The organism is Streptomyces sp. NBC_01294 (genome assembly GCF_035917235.1).
GTDB lineage: Bacteria > Actinomycetota > Actinomycetes > Streptomycetales > Streptomycetaceae > Streptomyces > Streptomyces caledonius.
The window spans coordinates 2594284-2610670 of record NZ_CP108423.1; the positions used below are offsets into that span (position 1 = coordinate 2594284).

Annotated in this window: 15 protein-coding genes; 5 read left to right on the forward strand and 10 right to left on the reverse strand. The window is 71.0% G+C overall.

Annotated features, from left to right (window positions below; genetic code table 11):
* Positions 1–14 precede the first annotated feature (14 nt).
* Positions 15–407 carry an SCO5389 family protein gene (locus OG534_RS11400; protein ID WP_030660337.1) on the reverse strand — a complete coding sequence of 131 codons (393 nt, stop codon included), beginning with the start codon at positions 405–407 and terminating at the stop codon, positions 15–17.
* A 220-nt stretch (positions 408–627) separates the two neighbouring features.
* Here OG534_RS11400 and nucS point away from each other — a divergent pair, with 220 nt between their 5' ends.
* Positions 628–1299 carry an endonuclease NucS gene (gene nucS, locus OG534_RS11405; RefSeq protein ID WP_031148292.1) on the forward strand — a complete coding sequence of 224 codons (672 nt, stop codon included), beginning with the start codon at positions 628–630 and terminating at the stop codon, positions 1297–1299.
* Between the two features lie 73 nt (positions 1300–1372).
* Here nucS and OG534_RS11410 read toward each other — a convergent pair whose 3' ends face one another.
* The 3 genes from OG534_RS11410 to OG534_RS11420 form a co-directional block, all read right to left on the reverse strand.
* A complete protein-coding gene (locus tag OG534_RS11410; RefSeq protein WP_326587974.1) occupies positions 1373–3910 on the reverse strand; it encodes an ATP-binding protein in 2538 nt (845 codons plus the stop codon).
* Between the two features lie 192 nt (positions 3911–4102).
* Positions 4103–4426 (reverse strand): STAS domain-containing protein, encoded by a 324-nt coding sequence (locus OG534_RS11415; RefSeq protein ID WP_326587975.1) that lies wholly within the window; start codon positions 4424–4426, stop codon positions 4103–4105.
* A gap of 173 nt (positions 4427–4599) precedes the next feature.
* Positions 4600–5448: a 3-hydroxyacyl-CoA dehydrogenase family protein gene (locus tag OG534_RS11420; protein ID WP_326587976.1), complete on the reverse strand. Its 849-nt coding sequence runs from the start codon at positions 5446–5448 to the stop codon at positions 4600–4602.
* 486 nt (positions 5449–5934) lie between these two features.
* On the opposite strand from OG534_RS11420, the gene OG534_RS11425 reads away from it, so the two are divergent.
* Positions 5935–6507 (forward strand): cob(I)yrinic acid a,c-diamide adenosyltransferase, encoded by a 573-nt coding sequence (locus OG534_RS11425; RefSeq protein WP_326587977.1) that lies wholly within the window; start codon positions 5935–5937, stop codon positions 6505–6507.
* Between the two features lie 38 nt (positions 6508–6545).
* On the opposite strand, the gene OG534_RS11430 is transcribed toward OG534_RS11425, so the two are convergent.
* Positions 6546–7118 carry a hypothetical protein gene (locus tag OG534_RS11430; protein ID WP_326587978.1) on the reverse strand — a complete coding sequence of 191 codons (573 nt, stop codon included), beginning with the start codon at positions 7116–7118 and terminating at the stop codon, positions 6546–6548.
* A 106-nt stretch (positions 7119–7224) separates the two neighbouring features.
* Here OG534_RS11430 and OG534_RS11435 point away from each other — a divergent pair, with 106 nt between their 5' ends.
* The 3 genes from OG534_RS11435 to OG534_RS11445 all read left to right on the forward strand — a co-directional run bounded on the left by OG534_RS11435 (position 7225) and on the right by OG534_RS11445 (position 11172).
* Complete coding sequence (locus OG534_RS11435; RefSeq protein ID WP_326587979.1) at positions 7225–8475, forward strand: sensor histidine kinase; 1251 nt, start codon at positions 7225–7227, stop codon at positions 8473–8475.
* Entirely contained in the window at positions 8472–9125 is a 654-nt protein-coding gene (locus OG534_RS11440; RefSeq protein WP_326587980.1) for a response regulator transcription factor, read from the forward strand. The genes OG534_RS11435 and OG534_RS11440 overlap by 4 nt, the downstream gene beginning before the upstream one ends.
* Before the next feature lie 145 nt (positions 9126–9270).
* The gene (locus OG534_RS11445) at positions 9271–11172 is read left to right on the forward strand and encodes a glycoside hydrolase family 18 chitinase (protein ID WP_326587981.1); all 1902 of its coding nucleotides are present in this window, start codon (positions 9271–9273) and stop codon (positions 11170–11172) included.
* 62 nt (positions 11173–11234) lie between these two features.
* On the opposite strand, the gene OG534_RS11450 is transcribed toward OG534_RS11445, so the two are convergent.
* From OG534_RS11450 to atpA, 5 genes are all read right to left on the reverse strand, one after another.
* Complete coding sequence (locus tag OG534_RS11450) at positions 11235–11681, reverse strand: DUF2550 domain-containing protein (protein ID WP_326587982.1); 447 nt, start codon at positions 11679–11681, stop codon at positions 11235–11237.
* 163 nt (positions 11682–11844) lie between these two features.
* Positions 11845–12216: a F0F1 ATP synthase subunit epsilon gene (locus OG534_RS11455; protein WP_150259378.1), complete on the reverse strand. Its 372-nt coding sequence runs from the start codon at positions 12214–12216 to the stop codon at positions 11845–11847.
* Positions 12217–12381: 165 nt separating this feature from the next.
* The gene (atpD, locus tag OG534_RS11460) at positions 12382–13824 is read right to left on the reverse strand and encodes a F0F1 ATP synthase subunit beta (RefSeq protein WP_326587983.1); all 1443 of its coding nucleotides are present in this window, start codon (positions 13822–13824) and stop codon (positions 12382–12384) included.
* Complete coding sequence (locus tag OG534_RS11465; RefSeq protein ID WP_326587984.1) at positions 13824–14741, reverse strand: F0F1 ATP synthase subunit gamma; 918 nt, start codon at positions 14739–14741, stop codon at positions 13824–13826. Before OG534_RS11465 ends, atpD begins: the two co-directional genes overlap by 1 nt.
* 20 nt (positions 14742–14761) lie before the next feature.
* Entirely contained in the window at positions 14762–16357 is a 1596-nt protein-coding gene (gene atpA, locus OG534_RS11470) for a F0F1 ATP synthase subunit alpha (RefSeq protein WP_326587985.1), read from the reverse strand.
* Positions 16358–16387 lie beyond the last annotated feature (30 nt).

The following is a 16387-nucleotide window of genomic DNA, read 5'->3' on the forward strand; positions in this document are numbered from 1 at the left end:
CCTACCGGCCCCGCTCAGCAGTCCCGCAGCTCCGGCGACTGGTTGAGCAGCTGACCGCGGATCGAAGTGAACTTGGCCAACCGGTCGTCCACCGAGGGATCCAGCGGGAACACCGCCACCCGGTGACAGTTCTGGAATGCCAGGCGCACTCCGAAGTGCCGCTGCAGCGCACCACGTATCGCGTCACTCGCGAGAGCGCGCAGCAGCTGCCCGCGCGCCTGCTCGTCGGGCGGCGGCGTCTGGTTGTCGGCGAACTGTCCGCCGTCCACCTTCAGCTGGGCCACCAGCGAGCTGATCATCTCCCATGCGTAGGGCAGGGAGGTCCGGACGCAGTCGACGAAAGCGGCTTCGTCGACCTCGCCTCGCTCGGCCTGTTCGAGTAGGGCCGGTGAGACGTCGAGCGACATGGGTTCTCCTCTCGCGACCCCGGCTGATTGGGTTGCCGGAGCCTTACGGGCAGGGAAGGAGATCGCGACGCAGCGTGCACGCTCCGCAACCTCCCGCTCACCACGGTAGGCGCCCCATGGGTGGCGCACCAGGAGAATGCGCATACAACGCGCCATCGGCGAAGGGGGCTTTCAGGGGCGAATCGCGTGGAGGCCTTCTCGTCGAGTAGCGTTGCCGACCATGCGTCTCGTCATTGCCCGCTGCTCCGTCGACTACGCGGGCCGGCTCACCGCCCATCTGCCCTCGGCACCCCGTCTGATCCTCGTGAAGGCCGACGGCAGTGTCTCGATCCACGCGGACGACCGGGCGTACAAACCGCTCAACTGGATGTCGCCGCCGTGCACCCTCAAAGAAGGGAGCGGTGACGACGCCGGTGTGTGGACGGTCGTCAACAAGGCGGGCGAGAAGCTCATCATCACCATGGAGGAAGTCCTGCACGACTCCTCCCACGAGCTCGGCACCGACCCGGGGCTCATCAAGGACGGCGTCGAGGCACACCTCCAGGAACTCCTGGCGGACCGCATCGAAACGCTCGGCGAGGGCTACACCCTGATCCGGCGCGAGTACATGACGGCGATCGGCCCGGTGGACATCCTGTGCCGGGACGCCTCCGGCGCGACGGTGGCCGTGGAGATCAAGCGCCGCGGCGAGATCGACGGCGTCGAGCAGCTGACCCGCTATCTGGAACTCCTCAACCGCGACCCGCACCTGGCCCCGGTCCGCGGCGTCTTCGCGGCCCAGGAGATCAAGCCGCAGGCGAAGGTCCTGGCGACGGACCGCGGGATGGACTGCGTGGTCCTGGACTACAACGCCCTGCGCGGCATCGAGGACGACAAGCTCCGCCTGTTCTGATCCTGCGGTCCCCCTGTGGCAACGGCTCCGTCCGCGAGGACGGAGCCGTTGTCGTTCAGGGGGCCGTGGTCGTTCAGGGGGTCGTGACCGGGGACGTGGCGGTGGCCGTCACCGGAGTCGTGGTCGTCGGCGAGGGCGCGGCGGTCTCCGTCGGGGTCGGGGACGGCTCGTTACTGGGCGGCGGGGTCGAAACGGTGGACGACGGCGGGGTCTTCGGCGGCGTCGAGGACGGGCGGCGGGACGGGGTCCGGGCGGGCGTGCGGCCCGGAGACGGGGCGGCGCTCGCCCCCGGGGCCGTGGACTCGGTCGGCGCGGCCGATTCGGGCTCCTCCGGTGCAGGATCGTTCCCGCTGGTTCCGGGCGCGGTCGTGGGAACCGACACCGTCGGGGTCGAGGACACCGCCGGCCCCTGCGCCGGCGGCGCTTCGTCCGACGAGTCCATCGCCAGGCTCACGACCGTGCCGAGCGCCACCACCGTCAGCGCTCCCGCGGCGGCCAGCAGCACCAGCCGGCGACGGCCGGGGGCCGGGGCCGGTGCGGCGGCGGGCTCCGGGGCGGCGGCCGGGGGCTGCTTCGGGGTCAGCGGGAAGGCGTCCTCGAACACCTCCGACAGCGTGGTGGGCGTCTCCGAGTGCTGCGTCACCGGCACCACCGGGGTCATCCGCGTGACCGCGTCGGAGGACACCGGAACCACCGGGGCCACACGGGCCACCGGGCCGACCCGGCCGGCCGCGGGGGACGCGGCCGGGAGGGCCGCGGCGGCAGCAGGGGTTGAGGCGGCAGCGGGGGTCGAGGGGATCGGGCGGGTCACGGCGGTCGAGGCGGCCGCGGGGGTCTTCTTCGCACCGGCCGCACCGGCCGCACCGGCCTGGGCGGCCGGGGTCACCGCCGTCACCGCCTCCGAGCCCGCCGCCAGGGCCGGCGCCTCCAGCCGCAGCGGCGGCGACGCCGCCACCCCTGCCGCCTCCTGGTCGACGACGAGCGCCAGCGCCCGCCGTCCCGCGACGGTGCCCCGCTTGTCCGCCAGCGCGCCCCGCAGTCCGATCGAGGTCTCCAGCTCGGCCCGGGCCCGGTCGAGGCGCCCCTCGCACAGGGCCAGCACACCCAGTTCGTGGTGGAAGTACGCCTGCTCGGCGACCTCACCGGCCTTGCGCGCGGCCTCCGCTCCCGAGCGCAGCACCCGCTCCCAGGCCTCCCAGTGCAGCGAGGCCGCGAACGCCGGAGCCGCCGTCCGCGCCAGCAGCACCGCCGCCACCACGTCCGCGCCGGCCAGCGCCGCGAGCACCGCGTCCGCCTCCGCCGCGACCCGCTCCGGGGTCACCGAGGCGTGCCCGGTCCACCAGGCGTAGTGCCGGGCGGCCGTACGGGCCTCCTCCGCCGCGGTGTCCCCGTACGCGGCCTCCTCCAGCTGGCGTGCGACTCCCGCGGCCAGCCGGTAGCGCGTCCCGACGGGCGTCAGCAGCCCGCAGGCCAGCAGCTCCGCCACCGCCGTGTCGGCGTGGGTGTCCCCCACCAGGGCCGGCAGGTGCGCGTGGTGCGGCAGTTCCCCGCCCAGCGCGCAGGCGATCCGCAGGGCCGCGCGCGCCGATTCGCTGACCCGCGAGGCCAGCAGCTCCGCCGGGGCCGCGCCCTCGGCCAGGGTCGGCAGCGGTACGTGGGCGGCGTCGCGCGGGCGCTCCTCGAAGACGCCCGGCTCCTCCTCCTCGTCGTCCGCGTCGCTGTGGTTGAGCTCGTCGCGCTGCCGCAGCAGCGCCGCGGCCTGGACGAAGCGCAGCGGCAGCCCCTCGGAGGCGAACCGCAGGTCCCCCGCCCAGGCGGTCTCCTCGTCCGTCAGCGGCCGTCCGACGCCCGCCTCGAGCAGTTCCAGGCAGTCGGCCTTGCCCAGCCCGCCGAGGAAGACCTCCTCGATGTGCGAGTCGTCGGAGGGGGCGCGGGTGTCGGGGGTCGTGGCCAGCAGGTAGGCGCACTCGGGGGTGGCGCGCAGCAGCTCGTCGAGGGCGCTCCCGCCCATCTCCAGGTCGTCCAAGAGGACGACGGCGCCTATCTCCCGTACGCGGGCGAGGAGCTCGTCCCGCTCGGGCCGCTCCTGCGGAGCCTCGTACACGGTCGCGTAGAGCGCCTGGAGCAGTTCCGCGGGCTGCTGGTGCCCGTGGCCGGAGAGCCGTACGACGCCGTCGGGCGCGATGCCCACGCACTGGGCGGCGACCGCGTCGAGCAGCGCGCTGCGCCCGGATCCTGAGGGTCCGGTCAGTCGTACGGACCGCCCTCGGCCCAGCAGGCGCACGAGCCGCTCCTGCTCCTCCCCGCGCTCCAGCAGGGGCCGGGCGGGCAGGGCCGGGCCGGGGAGTGCGGGCGGCCGTGCGGCGGCGTCACGGGCCGCGCGGGCGGCCGCGTCGCGCTTGGCGGGGCGGCCCTGCTCCGTGCCGGGCCGCAGCGGCTCGATCTCGCTGCCGTCGACCGGGTTCACGGTGAGGGTGAAGCCGCCCGCGGTCAGCCTGACGACCCGTGCGGGCGCGATGGGCGCCGCCTGCGCGGCCGGCAGGGGTGCGGGCGGCGTGGAGCCGCCCGCGGACTGCTCGTCCTGCTCGGTCCGCCCCTGTGTACGGTCCATGACCCAGTCCCCCGATCGCGGGCCGCGCGCCTCGCCGTCGTACCGCCCGGCCTCGGCGCACCCGCTGTCGCTCCTGGTCCGGTTTCCGCCCGAACCCTAGACCGTGGCCGGTGGCGGGGGAAACCGCAGGGGGGCGATCACCACCGGACCGTTACGTTTCCGCAGGAAATGCAAAGGTCAGCGGCTTGCGGGTCAGACCCGGGGAAGGGAATCGGCTTCCAGGCCGCCCTCGATCGCGAGGATCCGGTGCAACCGGGTCGCCACGAGCAGGCGCTGCATCTGCGGCGGCACCCCGCGCAGGACGAGGCGGCGTCCGGTCCGCCCGGCCCTCCGGTGCGCACCCATGATCACGCCGAGGCCGGTCGCGTCCCAGGAGTCGAGCCCGGTGAGGTCGAGCACGAGGTCGCCGTGGCCGTCGTCGAGGGCGGAGTGGAGGGCCGTACGGGCGTCCGCCGCGCTGCGCACGTCGAGGCGGCCCCCGACAGCGAGTTCGGCGTGGTCGCCCCTGATGTGCATGTGTACTCCCGGCAGTACTGCGTACGTATGGTCCGACTGGTCCGTGGTCGGCAACTCTCACTGCAACTGACTGCCGCGCGGGCAGGGAAGTTGCCGACCGTGAGCGAACCGATACCTAAATCACCCTGAGGGGTGAAGGCGTTCGAACGAAAGGATCAGTCGCCGACCCGGCCTCAGTGCTTGTAGAAGCCCTGGCCGCTCTTGCGGCCGATGTCCCCGGCGTCCACCATCCGGCGCATGAGCTCCGGCGGCGCGAACTTCTCGTCCTGGGACTCGGTGTAGATGTTGCTGGTGGCGTGCAGCAGGATGTCGACACCCGTGAGGTCGGCGGTGGCCAGCGGCCCCATCGCGTGTCCGAAGCCCAGCTTGCACGCGATGTCGATGTCCTCGGCGGAGGCCACGCCCGACTCGTACAGCTTGGCGGCCTCGACGACCAGCGCGGAGATCAGACGGGTCGTCACGAAGCCGGCGACGTCGCGGTTGACGACGATGCAGGTCTTGCCGACGGACTCGGCGAACGCCCGCGTGGTGGCGAGGGTTTCGTCGCTGGTCTTGTAGCCGCGCACGAGCTCGCACAGCTGCATCATCGGAACGGGCGAGAAGAAGTGCGCGCCGACGACCCGCTCCGGACGCTCCGTCACGGCCGCGATCTTGGTGATCGGGATGGCGGAGGTGTTGGAGGCGAGGATCGCGTCCTCGCGCACGATCTTGTCGAGGGCGCGGAAGATCTCGTGCTTGATCTCGATCTTCTCGAAGACGGCCTCCACCACGATGTCGACGTCGGCGACGGCGTCGAGGTCGGTGGTGGTCGTGATGCGCGCGAGCGCCGCCTCGGCGTCCTCGGCGGTGAGCTTGCCCTTGGAGACGAACTTGTCGTACGAGGCCTTGATCCCGTCCGTCCCGCGGGTCAGCGCGGCGTCGGTGACATCGCGCAGCACGACGTCCCAACCCGCCTGAGCGGAGACCTGAGCGATCCCGGAACCCATGAGTCCCGCACCGATGACGGCGAGCTTCCCAGCCACTACACACCCCTCGTTTCCCTACGGCACAGTCACGTAGCCACTCCGGCGGAGACTAGCGCCCGGGGGGTGCGGTGTGACCGCGAAGTAACACGCGTCACGTCTCAGATGACGGACATCACACCGGTACGGGCCAGTCCCCCCGCGGTTCCCCAACCGCTCCCCGGCCGCCCGCAGTCGCTCGGTGCGCGGTGCGCTCCCCGGCGTGGCGCGGGGCCCGCGCGCCCGCCAAGACACCGGTCCACCCGGCCGGTTCGGCCCGATGCCGATTCCGGCCATGCCGGTCAAACCACAACCTCTTCGGCTACATGGGCCCATTCGGGTCCTACTGCGGACGTACGGACCGGTCGCGCGGCTGCGCCGGCGACTCCCGCGTGCGGCTCCGCGTCGGCCTCGCGTCGGCCTCCGCGTCGGCCTCGCGTCGAGCTCGCGTCGGCTTCACGTCGGCTCGGCGTGCGCCGTTCCACCGGGCCTCACTACGCTGGCCGCATGGTGAACCTCACGCGCATCTACACCCGTACCGGCGACAAGGGCACGACGGCCCTCGGCGACATGAGCCGCACGGCCAAGACCGACCTGCGGATCTCCGCGTACGCGGACGCCAACGAGGCCAACGCGGCCATCGGGACGGCCATCGCGCTCGGCGGCCTGCCGGCGGAGGTCGTGAAGGTCCTGGTCCGCGTGCAGAACGACCTGTTCGACGTGGGCGCGGACCTGTGCACCCCGGTGGTCGAGAAGCCGGAGTACCCGCCGCTGCGGGTGGAGCAGTTCTACATCGACAAGCTGGAGGCGGACTGCGACCTGTTCCTGGAGCAGGTGGAGAAGCTGCGCAGCTTCATCCTCCCCGGCGGCACCCCCGGCGCGGCCCTGCTGCACCAGGCCTGCACGGTGGTGCGGCGTGCCGAGCGTTCGACCTGGGCGGCGCTGGAGGTGCACGGCGAGGTGATGAACCCGCTGACCGCCACCTACCTGAACCGCCTCTCCGACCTCCTGTTCATCCTGGCCCGGGTGGCCAACAAGGAGGTCGGGGACGTGCTCTGGGTGCCGGGCGGCGAGCGCTAGCCCGCCGGCCCCGGGCCCTGGGCCCCCGCCCCGGGGGCTCAGCGCTCGGTCTTCACGAGCGGGTTCCGGTCCTCGGCACCGGCCGGGGCCTTCTTGGGCCACACCGTGTACGCGACGGCGATCAGGGCGTGGATGCCGACCGCGCGCAGGGCGCCCGACTGCCACGCCTTGAGGGAGCTGACGTCGCCCGCGCCGCCGACGTACCAGATCGCGAGCTGGAGCAGGCCGAGGGCGACGGCGGCGGCCAGGACGGTGCGGCCCCACAGCTTCCACTCGTGGGCGGCCCGCGCCGCGCCGTACCCGGCACCGGCCGGCTTGGGTCCGCCGGCGAAGCGGTGGGCGGCGTGGCCGTCGAGCCACTTGATCGTGTAGTGGCCGTAGGCGACGGTGTAGCCGATGTAGAGCGCGGCGACGCCGTGCTTCCAGTCCGGCGCGGCCCCGTTCTTGAGGTCGAGCGTGGTGACGACCAGCAGGACGAGCTCCAGCATCGGTTCGCACAGCAGGACCGCCGCGCCCAGCCGGGGCATCTTCGCGAGGTAGCGCAGGGCCAGGCCGGCGGCCAGCAGGACCCAGAAGCCGACCTCGCAGGCGATGATCAGGGCGACGATCACGGGGATCTCCGTTCCACTCGGGACTGACTGACGCTTCCCCTCCAGACTCCCGTCGGGTCCGGCCCGTTTCGTCGTCGCCTGTGAGGAAAAGCGGCTGCATCCTTCGATGTACCGACAACTCGGCCTCTCCGCCGAGGCAGGCGCCCCGCGCACCCTGTTGGATGGGACGGTGACCAAGAAGAGCCTGCGCCCGCACCGCCACGACGTCCTCCTCGCCGTGGTCAGCCTGATCGCGGGCCTGGTGATGTGGTCGCTGGGCGTCTACAGCAGCGCCGTCCGGCACCTCCTGCCCGCCTGGGCCGCCCTGATCCCCCTCGTGGTCCTCGCCTCGATGGAGCTGCTGCGCCGCACGAGGCCGTCCCTGGCCCTGGCCGTCGGCACCCTCGGCGTGATCGCCAACGAGTTCACGGTCGGCAGCCTCGTGACCGTCCTGATCTTCACCGACCTGATGTACGCGGCCGTCGTGTACGGGTCACCCGCCGCGGCCCGGCGGCTCCCGATCAGCACCGGCCTGGTCACCGTGGCCGTCACCATCGGCTTCCTGGCCTGGTTCCGCACCCCGGAGGCCCTGCTCATCGGCGTGGTCACCGGCCTCGTGAGCTTCGCGCCGGCGCTGACCGGCGCCACCCTGCGCAACCACCGCGAGGCCGCCGTGGCCGCCCGGCTGCGTGCCGAGCAGACCGCGCTGCTGGCCGAGATGGACCGCAGCCAGGCGGTCGCCGCCGAGCGCGCCCGGATGGCCCGGGAGCTGCACGACATGGTGGCCAACCACCTCTCCGCGATCGCCATCCACTCCACCGCCGCGCTCTCCATCGACCAGGCCGGCACCAGCCGCGAGGCGCTCGGGGTGATCCGGGAGAACAGCGTCCAGGGCCTGGCCGAAATGCGTCGCCTGATCGGGCTGCTGCGGGACGCCGGAGCCGGGACGGAGCCCGTCGCCCTGCCCACCCTGGCCGGCCTGGACGCCCTGCTGGGGCAGGCCCGCAGCAACGGCTCGGCGAGCGGGCTGGACTTCGTCCTGCACGACGACCGGCCGCCGGAGAAGGAGACGCTGCCGGCCCCCGTGGACCTGGCCGCGTACCGGATCGTCCAGGAGTCGCTGACCAATGCGCTCAAGCACGCCGTCGCGGGCACGGTCACGGTCCGCGTGGCCCGGGCGGACGGCCTGCTGACCGTGGCGGTGGACTCCCCGTACGGGCACCGTGCGGGCCCGCGGGCCCCCGGCTCCGGCGCCGGCGTGATCGGCATGCGGGAGCGGGCGGAGCTGCTGGGCGGGGAGTTCTCGGCGGGCCGGTCCGGCGAGACGTGGCAGGTACGGGCGACCCTGCCCGCGGACGAGAAGGCGGTGGAGGCATGACCATCCGGGTCGTGGTGGCGGAGGACCAGAGCGCGGTGCGCGCCGGGCTGGTGCTCATCCTGCGCAGCGCGGGCGACATCGAGGTGGCGGGCGAGGCCGGCGACGGGGAGGAGGCGGTGCGCCTGGCCCGGGAGCTGCGGCCGGATCTCGTCCTCATGGACGTGCAGATGCCCCGGCTCGACGGGGTGTCCGCGACGCGCCAGGTGGTCGCGGAGGGGCTGGCCGACGTCCTGGTGCTGACCACCTTCGACCTCGACGAGTACGTCTTCGGGGCGCTGCGGGCCGGGGCGGCGGGCTTCCTCCTGAAGAACGCGGACGCGGCGGAGCTGATCGAGGCGGTGCGGACGGTCGCGCGCGGGGAGGGCCTGATCGCCCCGGCGGTGACCCGGCGGCTGATCGCCGAGTTCGCGGCTCCGCAGGCCCGGCGGCCGCAGGTCCCGCCGGCGACGCTGGCCGCGGTGGCCTCGCTGACGCCCCGGGAGCGGGAGGTGCTCGGCTGCCTGGGCGACGGGCTCTCGAACGCGGAGATCGCGGTGCGGCTGTCCATGGCCGAGGCGACGGTGAAGACGCACGTCAGCAGGCTGCTGGGCAAGCTGGAGCTGCGCAGCCGGGTCCAAGCGGCCGTTCTGGCGCAGGAGTTGGAGCGCTGACGGGAACTCCGGGGAATTCCCGGCGAGTTCTCACGGAGGAGGTCTGGACCTCTTGACGCTTGGTCCAGACCTTTCTACGCTCGCCGCACACTGTGGTGAGCGTGCCATGACAAAGCGTGCTCACGGGCGGCGCAGGTCCCACCCCATGTCGAAGTCGGCCCCACGACCACGACGGACCTACGGAGGATCACCCTTGAGCACAGCATCCCCACCCCGCACCAGGCGTTCCCGGTTCTTCACCCGCGTCGCGGCCGTCGTGGCCGCGCTCGCCCTGCCCGTCACCGGTCTCGTCGTCCTGGCCGGCCCGGCCCAGGCCGCCACCTCCGCGACCGCGACGTACACCAAGGTCTCCGACTGGGGCACCGGCTTCGAGGGCAAGTGGGTGGTCAAGAACACCGGCACCACCACCCTCACCAGCTGGACCGTGGAGTGGGACTACCCGGCGGGCACCTCGGTCACCTCGGCCTGGGACGCCACCGTCACCTCCTCGGGCACCCACTGGACAGCCAAGAACGTCGGCTGGAACGGCACCCTCGCCCCCGGCGGGACGGCCAGCTTCGGCTTCAACGGCGCCGGCTCCGGCGCCCCGAGCGGCTGCAAGATCAACGGCGCCTCCTGCGACGGCGGCACCCAGCCCGGCGACACTCTCCCCACCGCTCCCGGCGCCCCCACCGCGAGCAACGTCGCCGACACCTCGCTGACCCTGACCTGGACCCCGGCCACGGACGACAAGGGCGTCAAGAACTACGACGTCTACCGGGGCTCCGCCAAGATCGCCACCGTCACCGGGACCAGCTACGCGGACTCGGGCCTGACCAAGGGCACCACGTACACGTACAGCGTCACCGCCCGTGACACCGTCGACCAGACCGGACCCTCCTCCGGCTCCACCACGGTGACCACGACCGGCGGGGTCGTTCCCCCGGACCCGGGCGGCAAGGTCAAGCTCGGCTACTTCACCGAGTGGGGCGTCTACGGCCGCAACTACCACGTGAAGAACCTGGTCACCTCGGGCTCGGCGAGCAAGATCACCCACATCAACTACGCGTTCGGCAACGTCCAGAACGGCCAGTGCACCATCGGCGACTCCTACGCCGACTACGACAAGGCCTACACCGCCGACCAGAGCGTCGACGGCGTCGCCGACACCTGGGACCAGCCCCTGCGCGGCAACTTCAACCAGCTCCGCAAGCTGAAGAAGGCCTACCCGCACATCAAGGTGCTGTGGTCCTTCGGCGGCTGGACCTGGTCCGGCGGGTTCCCGCAGGCCGCCGCCAACCCGGCCGCCTTCGCCCAGTCCTGCCACAACCTGGTCGAGGACCCGCGCTGGGCCGACGTCTTCGACGGCATCGACCTGGACTGGGAGTACCCGAACGCCTGCGGCCTGTCCTGCGACACCAGCGGCGCGGCCGCCTTCAAGAACCTGATGCAGGCGACGCGCGCCAGGTTCGGCGCGAACAACCTGGTCACCGCGGCCATCACCGCCGACGCCTCCAGCGGCGGCAAGATCGACGCGGCCGACTACGGCGGCGCCGCGCAGTACGTCGACTTCTACAACGTCATGACGTACGACTTCTTCGGCGCCTGGGCGGCGCAGGGCCCGACGGCCCCGCACTCCCCGCTGACCTCGTACGCCGGCATCCCGCAGGCCGGCTTCAACTCCGCCGACGCCATCGCCAAGCTCAAGGCCAAGGGCGTCCCCGGCGCCAAGCTCAACCTCGGCATCGGCTTCTACGGCCGCGGCTGGACGGGCGTCACCCAGGCGGCCCCCGGCGGCACCGCCACCGGACCGGCGCAGGGCACGTACGAACAGGGCATCGAGGACTACAAGGTGCTCAAGACCAGCTGCCCGGCCACCGGCACCGTCGCCGGCACGGCCTACGCCAAGTGCGGCAGCAACTGGTGGAGCTACGACACCCCCGCCACCATCGCCGGGAAGATGACCTGGGCCAAGCAGCAGGGCCTGAAGGGAGCCTTCTTCTGGGAGTTCAGCGGCGACACCGCGAACGGTGAGCTCGCGAACGCGATCCACACCGGGCTCCAGTAAAGGCCGAAGCCGGGGAGACGGGTCCGCCCCCGTCTCCCCGGCTTCCTCATGTCCTGAAAGCGCTACGCGACATTCACCCTCTGGCCGGGCGGCGCCGCCTCCAGCCAGGCCAGGAAGCCGGTCAGGGCGTCCTCGCTCATGGCCAGCTCCAGGCGGGTCCCCCGGTGGACACAGCCGAGCACGACGGCGTCGGAGAGCAGGGCCAGCTCCTCCTCGCCCTCCGGGGCGCGGCGGGCGACGACCTCGATGGAGGAGCGCTCCAGCAGCCGGCGCGGTCGCGGGGAGTACGAGAACACCCGGAACCACTCGATCCGGTCACCGCTGTAGCGCGCGACCCCGTACACCCAGCCCTTGCCGGAGATGTCGGGTTTCTCGGACACACCCCAGCGCATGCTGCAGTCGAAGGTTCCGCCGGACCGCTGGATGAGCCTGCGGCGCAGTCCGAAGACAAACAGCCCGATCACCACCAGGGCTACGACCAGGCCGCTCACAAGCAGAGCGAGGAGCATCTTCACCGACCTCCTCGCTCATCGAATACGCATGAGAAAAAACGGACCTGCATCGCCTCAGCCGCGACCCGGTCTGGAAAATTCCAGAACGGACCGCGGCTGAGGTCTGCCGAGTCCCGGCGGTCGCCCCCCGGGACTCAAACGATCAAACTCCGACGGGCGTTCAACCCGTTACGGCGCGCAGCCGGACATCCGCGCGACGCTCGGCGGCCGCATCGGCCTCCGCCTTCGCGCGCTCCAGTGCCCGCTCCGCACGCTGGACGTCAATCTCGTCCGCGAGCTCGGCGATCTCGGCCAGCAGGGACAGCTTGTTGTCCGCGAACGAGATGAAACCGCCGTGCACCGCGGCGACGACAGTGTTGCCCTCGCTGGTGCGGATGGTCACAGGGCCCGATTCCAGCACACCGAGAAGCGGCTGGTGACCGGGCATGACGCCGATGTCGCCGGACGTGGTGCGGGCGACAACAAGGGTGGCCTCGCCGGACCAGACATTGCGGTCCGCCGCGACCAGCTCGACGTGCAGCTCAGCAGCCAAGGTGGCTCCTCGGGTCACCACCCGGCGGGTCGGCCGGGTGTTGGGTCAAATTCTAATGGGCGTGGGGAGAGGGACGGGACACACCCGCCCCTCTCCGTCTGCAGACGCTGTCGGCGTCCGCCGGTGGCCTGTGAACCGGATGCGCCCCTCGCGGAGCGCGCCGGATCAGGAGACGCCCAGCTCCTTGGCGTTCGCCTTCAGGTCCTCGATGCCACCGCACAGGAAGAACGCCTGCTCGGGGAAGTGGTCGTAGTCACCGTCGCAGATCGCGTTGAACGCGGTGATCGACTCCTCCAGCGGAACGTCCGAACCGTCGACACCGGTGAACTGCTTGGCGACGTGGGTGTTCTGCGACAGGAAGCGCTCGACGCGACGGGCACGGTGGACAACGAGCTTGTCCTCCTCGCCCAGCTCGTCGATACCGAGGATCGCGATGATGTCCTGGAGGTCCTTGTACTTCTGCAGGATCCCCTTGACGCGCATCGCCGTGGCGTAGTGGTCCGCCGCGATGTACCGCGGGTCGAGGATGCGGGACGTCGAGTCCAGCGGGTCCACGGCCGGGTAGATGCCCTTCTCGGAGATCGGACGGGAGAGAACCGTCGTCGCGTCGAGGTGGGCGAAGGTGGTCGCCGGCGCCGGGTCGGTCAGGTCGTCCGCGGGGACGTAGATCGCCTGCATCGAGGTGATCGAGTGACCACGGGTCGAGGTGATGCGCTCCTGGAGGAGACCCATCTCGTCGGCCAGGTTCGGCTGGTAACCCACCGCGGAGGGCATACGGCCGAGCAGGGTCGACACCTCGGAACCCGCCTGGGTGTACCGGAAGATGTTGTCGATGAAGAACAGCACGTCCTGCTTCTGCACATCGCGGAAGTACTCCGCCATGGTCAGACCGGCAAGGGCGACGCGCAGACGGGTGCCCGGGGGCTCGTCCATCTGACCGAAGACAAGCGCCGTCTTGTCGATGACGCCGGACTCGGCCATCTCCTCGATGAGGTCGTTGCCCTCACGGGTACGCTCACCGACGCCCGCGAAGACCGACACACCGTCGTGGTTGTTGGCGACGCGGTAGATCATTTCCTGGATCAGAACGGTCTTGCCGACACCGGCACCACCGAACAGACCGATCTTTCCACCCTTGACGTACGGGGTGAGAAGGTCGATGACCTTGACGCCGGTCTCGAACATCTCGGTCTTCGACTCGAGCTCGTCGAAGCGAGGGGCCTTGCGGTGGATCGGCCAGCGCTCGGTGACGTTGGCGTTCTCCTCCGGGTAGTTCAGCACCTCACCGAGGGTGTTGAACACCTTGCCCTTGGTGAAGTCACCGACGGGGACGGTGATGCCCTCGCCCGTGTTGGTCACCGCGGCCTGGCGGACCAGACCGTCGGTGGGCTGCATGGAGATGGTGCGGACCAGGCCGTCACCCAGGTGCTGGGCGACTTCCAGGGTCAGCGTCTTGAGCGCGCCGTCCTCGGCCGGGTCGGCGACCTGGACCTTCAGCGCGTTGTAGATCTCGGGCATCGCGTCGACGGGGAACTCCACGTCGACGACCGGGCCGATGACCCGGGCGACGCGGCCCGTGGCGGCGGCCGTCTCAACAGTGGTCGTCATTACTTGTCACTCCCCGCGGTCGCGTCTGCCATGGCGCTGGCGCCACCGACGATCTCGCTGATTTCCTGGGTGATTTCGGCCTGGCGGGCCGCGTTGGCAAGCCGGGAGAGGCTCTTGATGAGATCCCCGGCGTTGTCGGTCGCCGACTTCATCGCGCGGCGGCGGGCGGCGTGCTCGGAAGCGGCCGACTGCAGCAGTGCGTTGTAGATGCGGCTCTCGACGTAGCGCGGCAGCAGGGCGTCGAGGACGTCCTCCGCCGACGGCTCGAAGTCGAACAGCGGAAGGATCTCGCCCTTCGCACCGGTCTCCTCCGCAGCCTTCTCAAGGCTGAGCGGCAGCATCCGACCGTCCACCGGGTTCTGCGTCATCATCGACACGAATTCCGTGTAGACGATGTGCAGCTCGTCGACGCCGCCCTCGGCCGTCTCCGTCTGGATGGCCTCGATCAGCGGCCCGGCGACGCGCTTGGCGTCGGCGTAGGCCGGGCTGTCGGTGAAGCCGGTCCACGAATCCGCGACCTTGCGCTCGCGGAATCCGTAGTAGGCCAGACCCTTGCGGCCGACGATGTAGGTGTCGACGTCCTTGCCCTCAGCGCGCAGCCGCTCGGTGAGCCGCTCCGCCTGCTTGATGGCGTTCGAGGAGTAGCCGCCGGCCAGACCGCGGTCGCTCGTGATGAGCAGGACCGCGGCGCGGGTCGGCGTCTCGACCTCGGTGGTCAGGGCGTGCTTCGTGTTCGAGCCGGTCGCCACCGCGGTCACCGCACGGGTGAGCTCGGTCGCGTACGGCATCGATGCCGCCACCTTGCGCTGCGCCTTGACGATGCGCGAGGCGGCGATCATCTCCATCGCCTTGGTGATCTTCTTGGTCGCCGTGATGGCACGGATGCGACGCTTGTAGACCCGGAGCTGCGCTCCCATGAGTCAGGTCCCTTCCGTCGTCACTTGGAGACGTTGACGGCCGGTGCGTCCTCGCCCAGGAGCTTGCCGTCCGAGGTCTCGAACTGGCGCTTGAAGCCGGCGATGGCGTCAGCGATGGACGTCAGGGTGTCGTCCGACATCTTGCCGCCGTCGGCGATGGAGGTGAGGAGGTCCTTGCGCTCGCGGCGCAGGTGCTCCAGCAGCTCCGACTCGAAGCGACGGATGTCGTTGACCGGGACGTCGTCCATCTTGCCGGTGGTGCCGGCCCAGACGGAGATGACCTGCTCCTCGACGGGCATCGGCTGGTACTGGCCCTGCTTCAGCAGCTCGACCAGACGCTTGCCGCGCTCCAGCGAAGACTTCGACGCGGCGTCCAGGTCGGAACCGAAGGCGGCGAACGCCTCCAGCTCACGGTACTGGGCGAGGTCCAGGCGCAGACGGCCGGAAACCTGCTTCATGGCCTTGTGCTGGGCGGAACCACCGACGCGGGAGACCGAGATGCCGACGTTCAGCGCCGGGCGCTGGCCCGCGTTGAACAGGTCGGACTCCAGGAAGCACTGGCCGTCGGTGATGGAGATGACGTTGGTCGGGATGAACGCCGACACGTCGTTCGCCTTGGTCTCGACGATCGGCAGACCGGTCATCGAACCGGCGCCCATGTCGTCGGACAGCTTCGCGCAGCGCTCCAGCAGACGGGAGTGCAGGTAGAAGACGTCACCCGGGTAGGCCTCGCGGCCCGGCGGGCGGCGCAGCAGCAGCGACACGGCGCGGTAGGCGTCGGCCTGCTTCGACAGGTCGTCGAAGATGATCAGGACGTGCTTGCCGGCGTACATCCAGTGCTGGCCGATGGCGGAACCGGTGTACGGCGCCAGGTACTTGAAGCCGGCCGGGTCGGACGCCGGGGCGGCGACGATCGTCGTGTACTCGAGCGCGCCTGCGTCTTCCAGGGCGCCGCGAACGGACGCGATGGTCGAGCCCTTCTGGCCGATGGCGACGTAGATGCAGCGAACCTGCTTGTTCACGTCGCCCGAGCGCCAGTTGTCGCGCTGGTTGATGATCGTGTCGACGGCCAGGGCGGTCTTACCCGTCTGACGGTCGCCGATGATCAGCTGACGCTGGCCGCGGCCGACGGGGACCATCGCGTCGATGGCCTTGTAGCCGGTCTGCATCGGCTCGTGGACCGACTTGCGGACCATGACGCCGGGGGCCTGCAGCTCGAGGGCGCGGCGGCCCTCGGTCGCGATCTCGCCGAGACCGTCGATCGGGTTGCCGAGCGGGTCGACAACGCGGCCGAGGTAACCCTCGCCGACGCCGACGGAGAGAACCTCACCGGTGCGCTGCACCGGCTGGCCCTCCTCGATACCGCTGAACTCGCCGAGGACGACCGCACCGATCTCGCGCTCCTCGAGGTTGAGGGCGAGACCGAGGGTGCCGTCCTCGAACTTCAGCAGCTCGTTCGCCATGGCGGAGGGCAGGCCCTCCACCTTCGCGATGCCGTCGCCGGCAACGCTGACCGTTCCGACCTCCTCGCGCGAGGCCGCGTCCGGCTGGTACGACTGGACAAAGTTCTCCAGTGCGTCCCGGATCTCCTCCGGCCGGATCGTGAGCTCCGCCATCTGGGTTCCCTGCTCTCCTTGTTGGGCCTG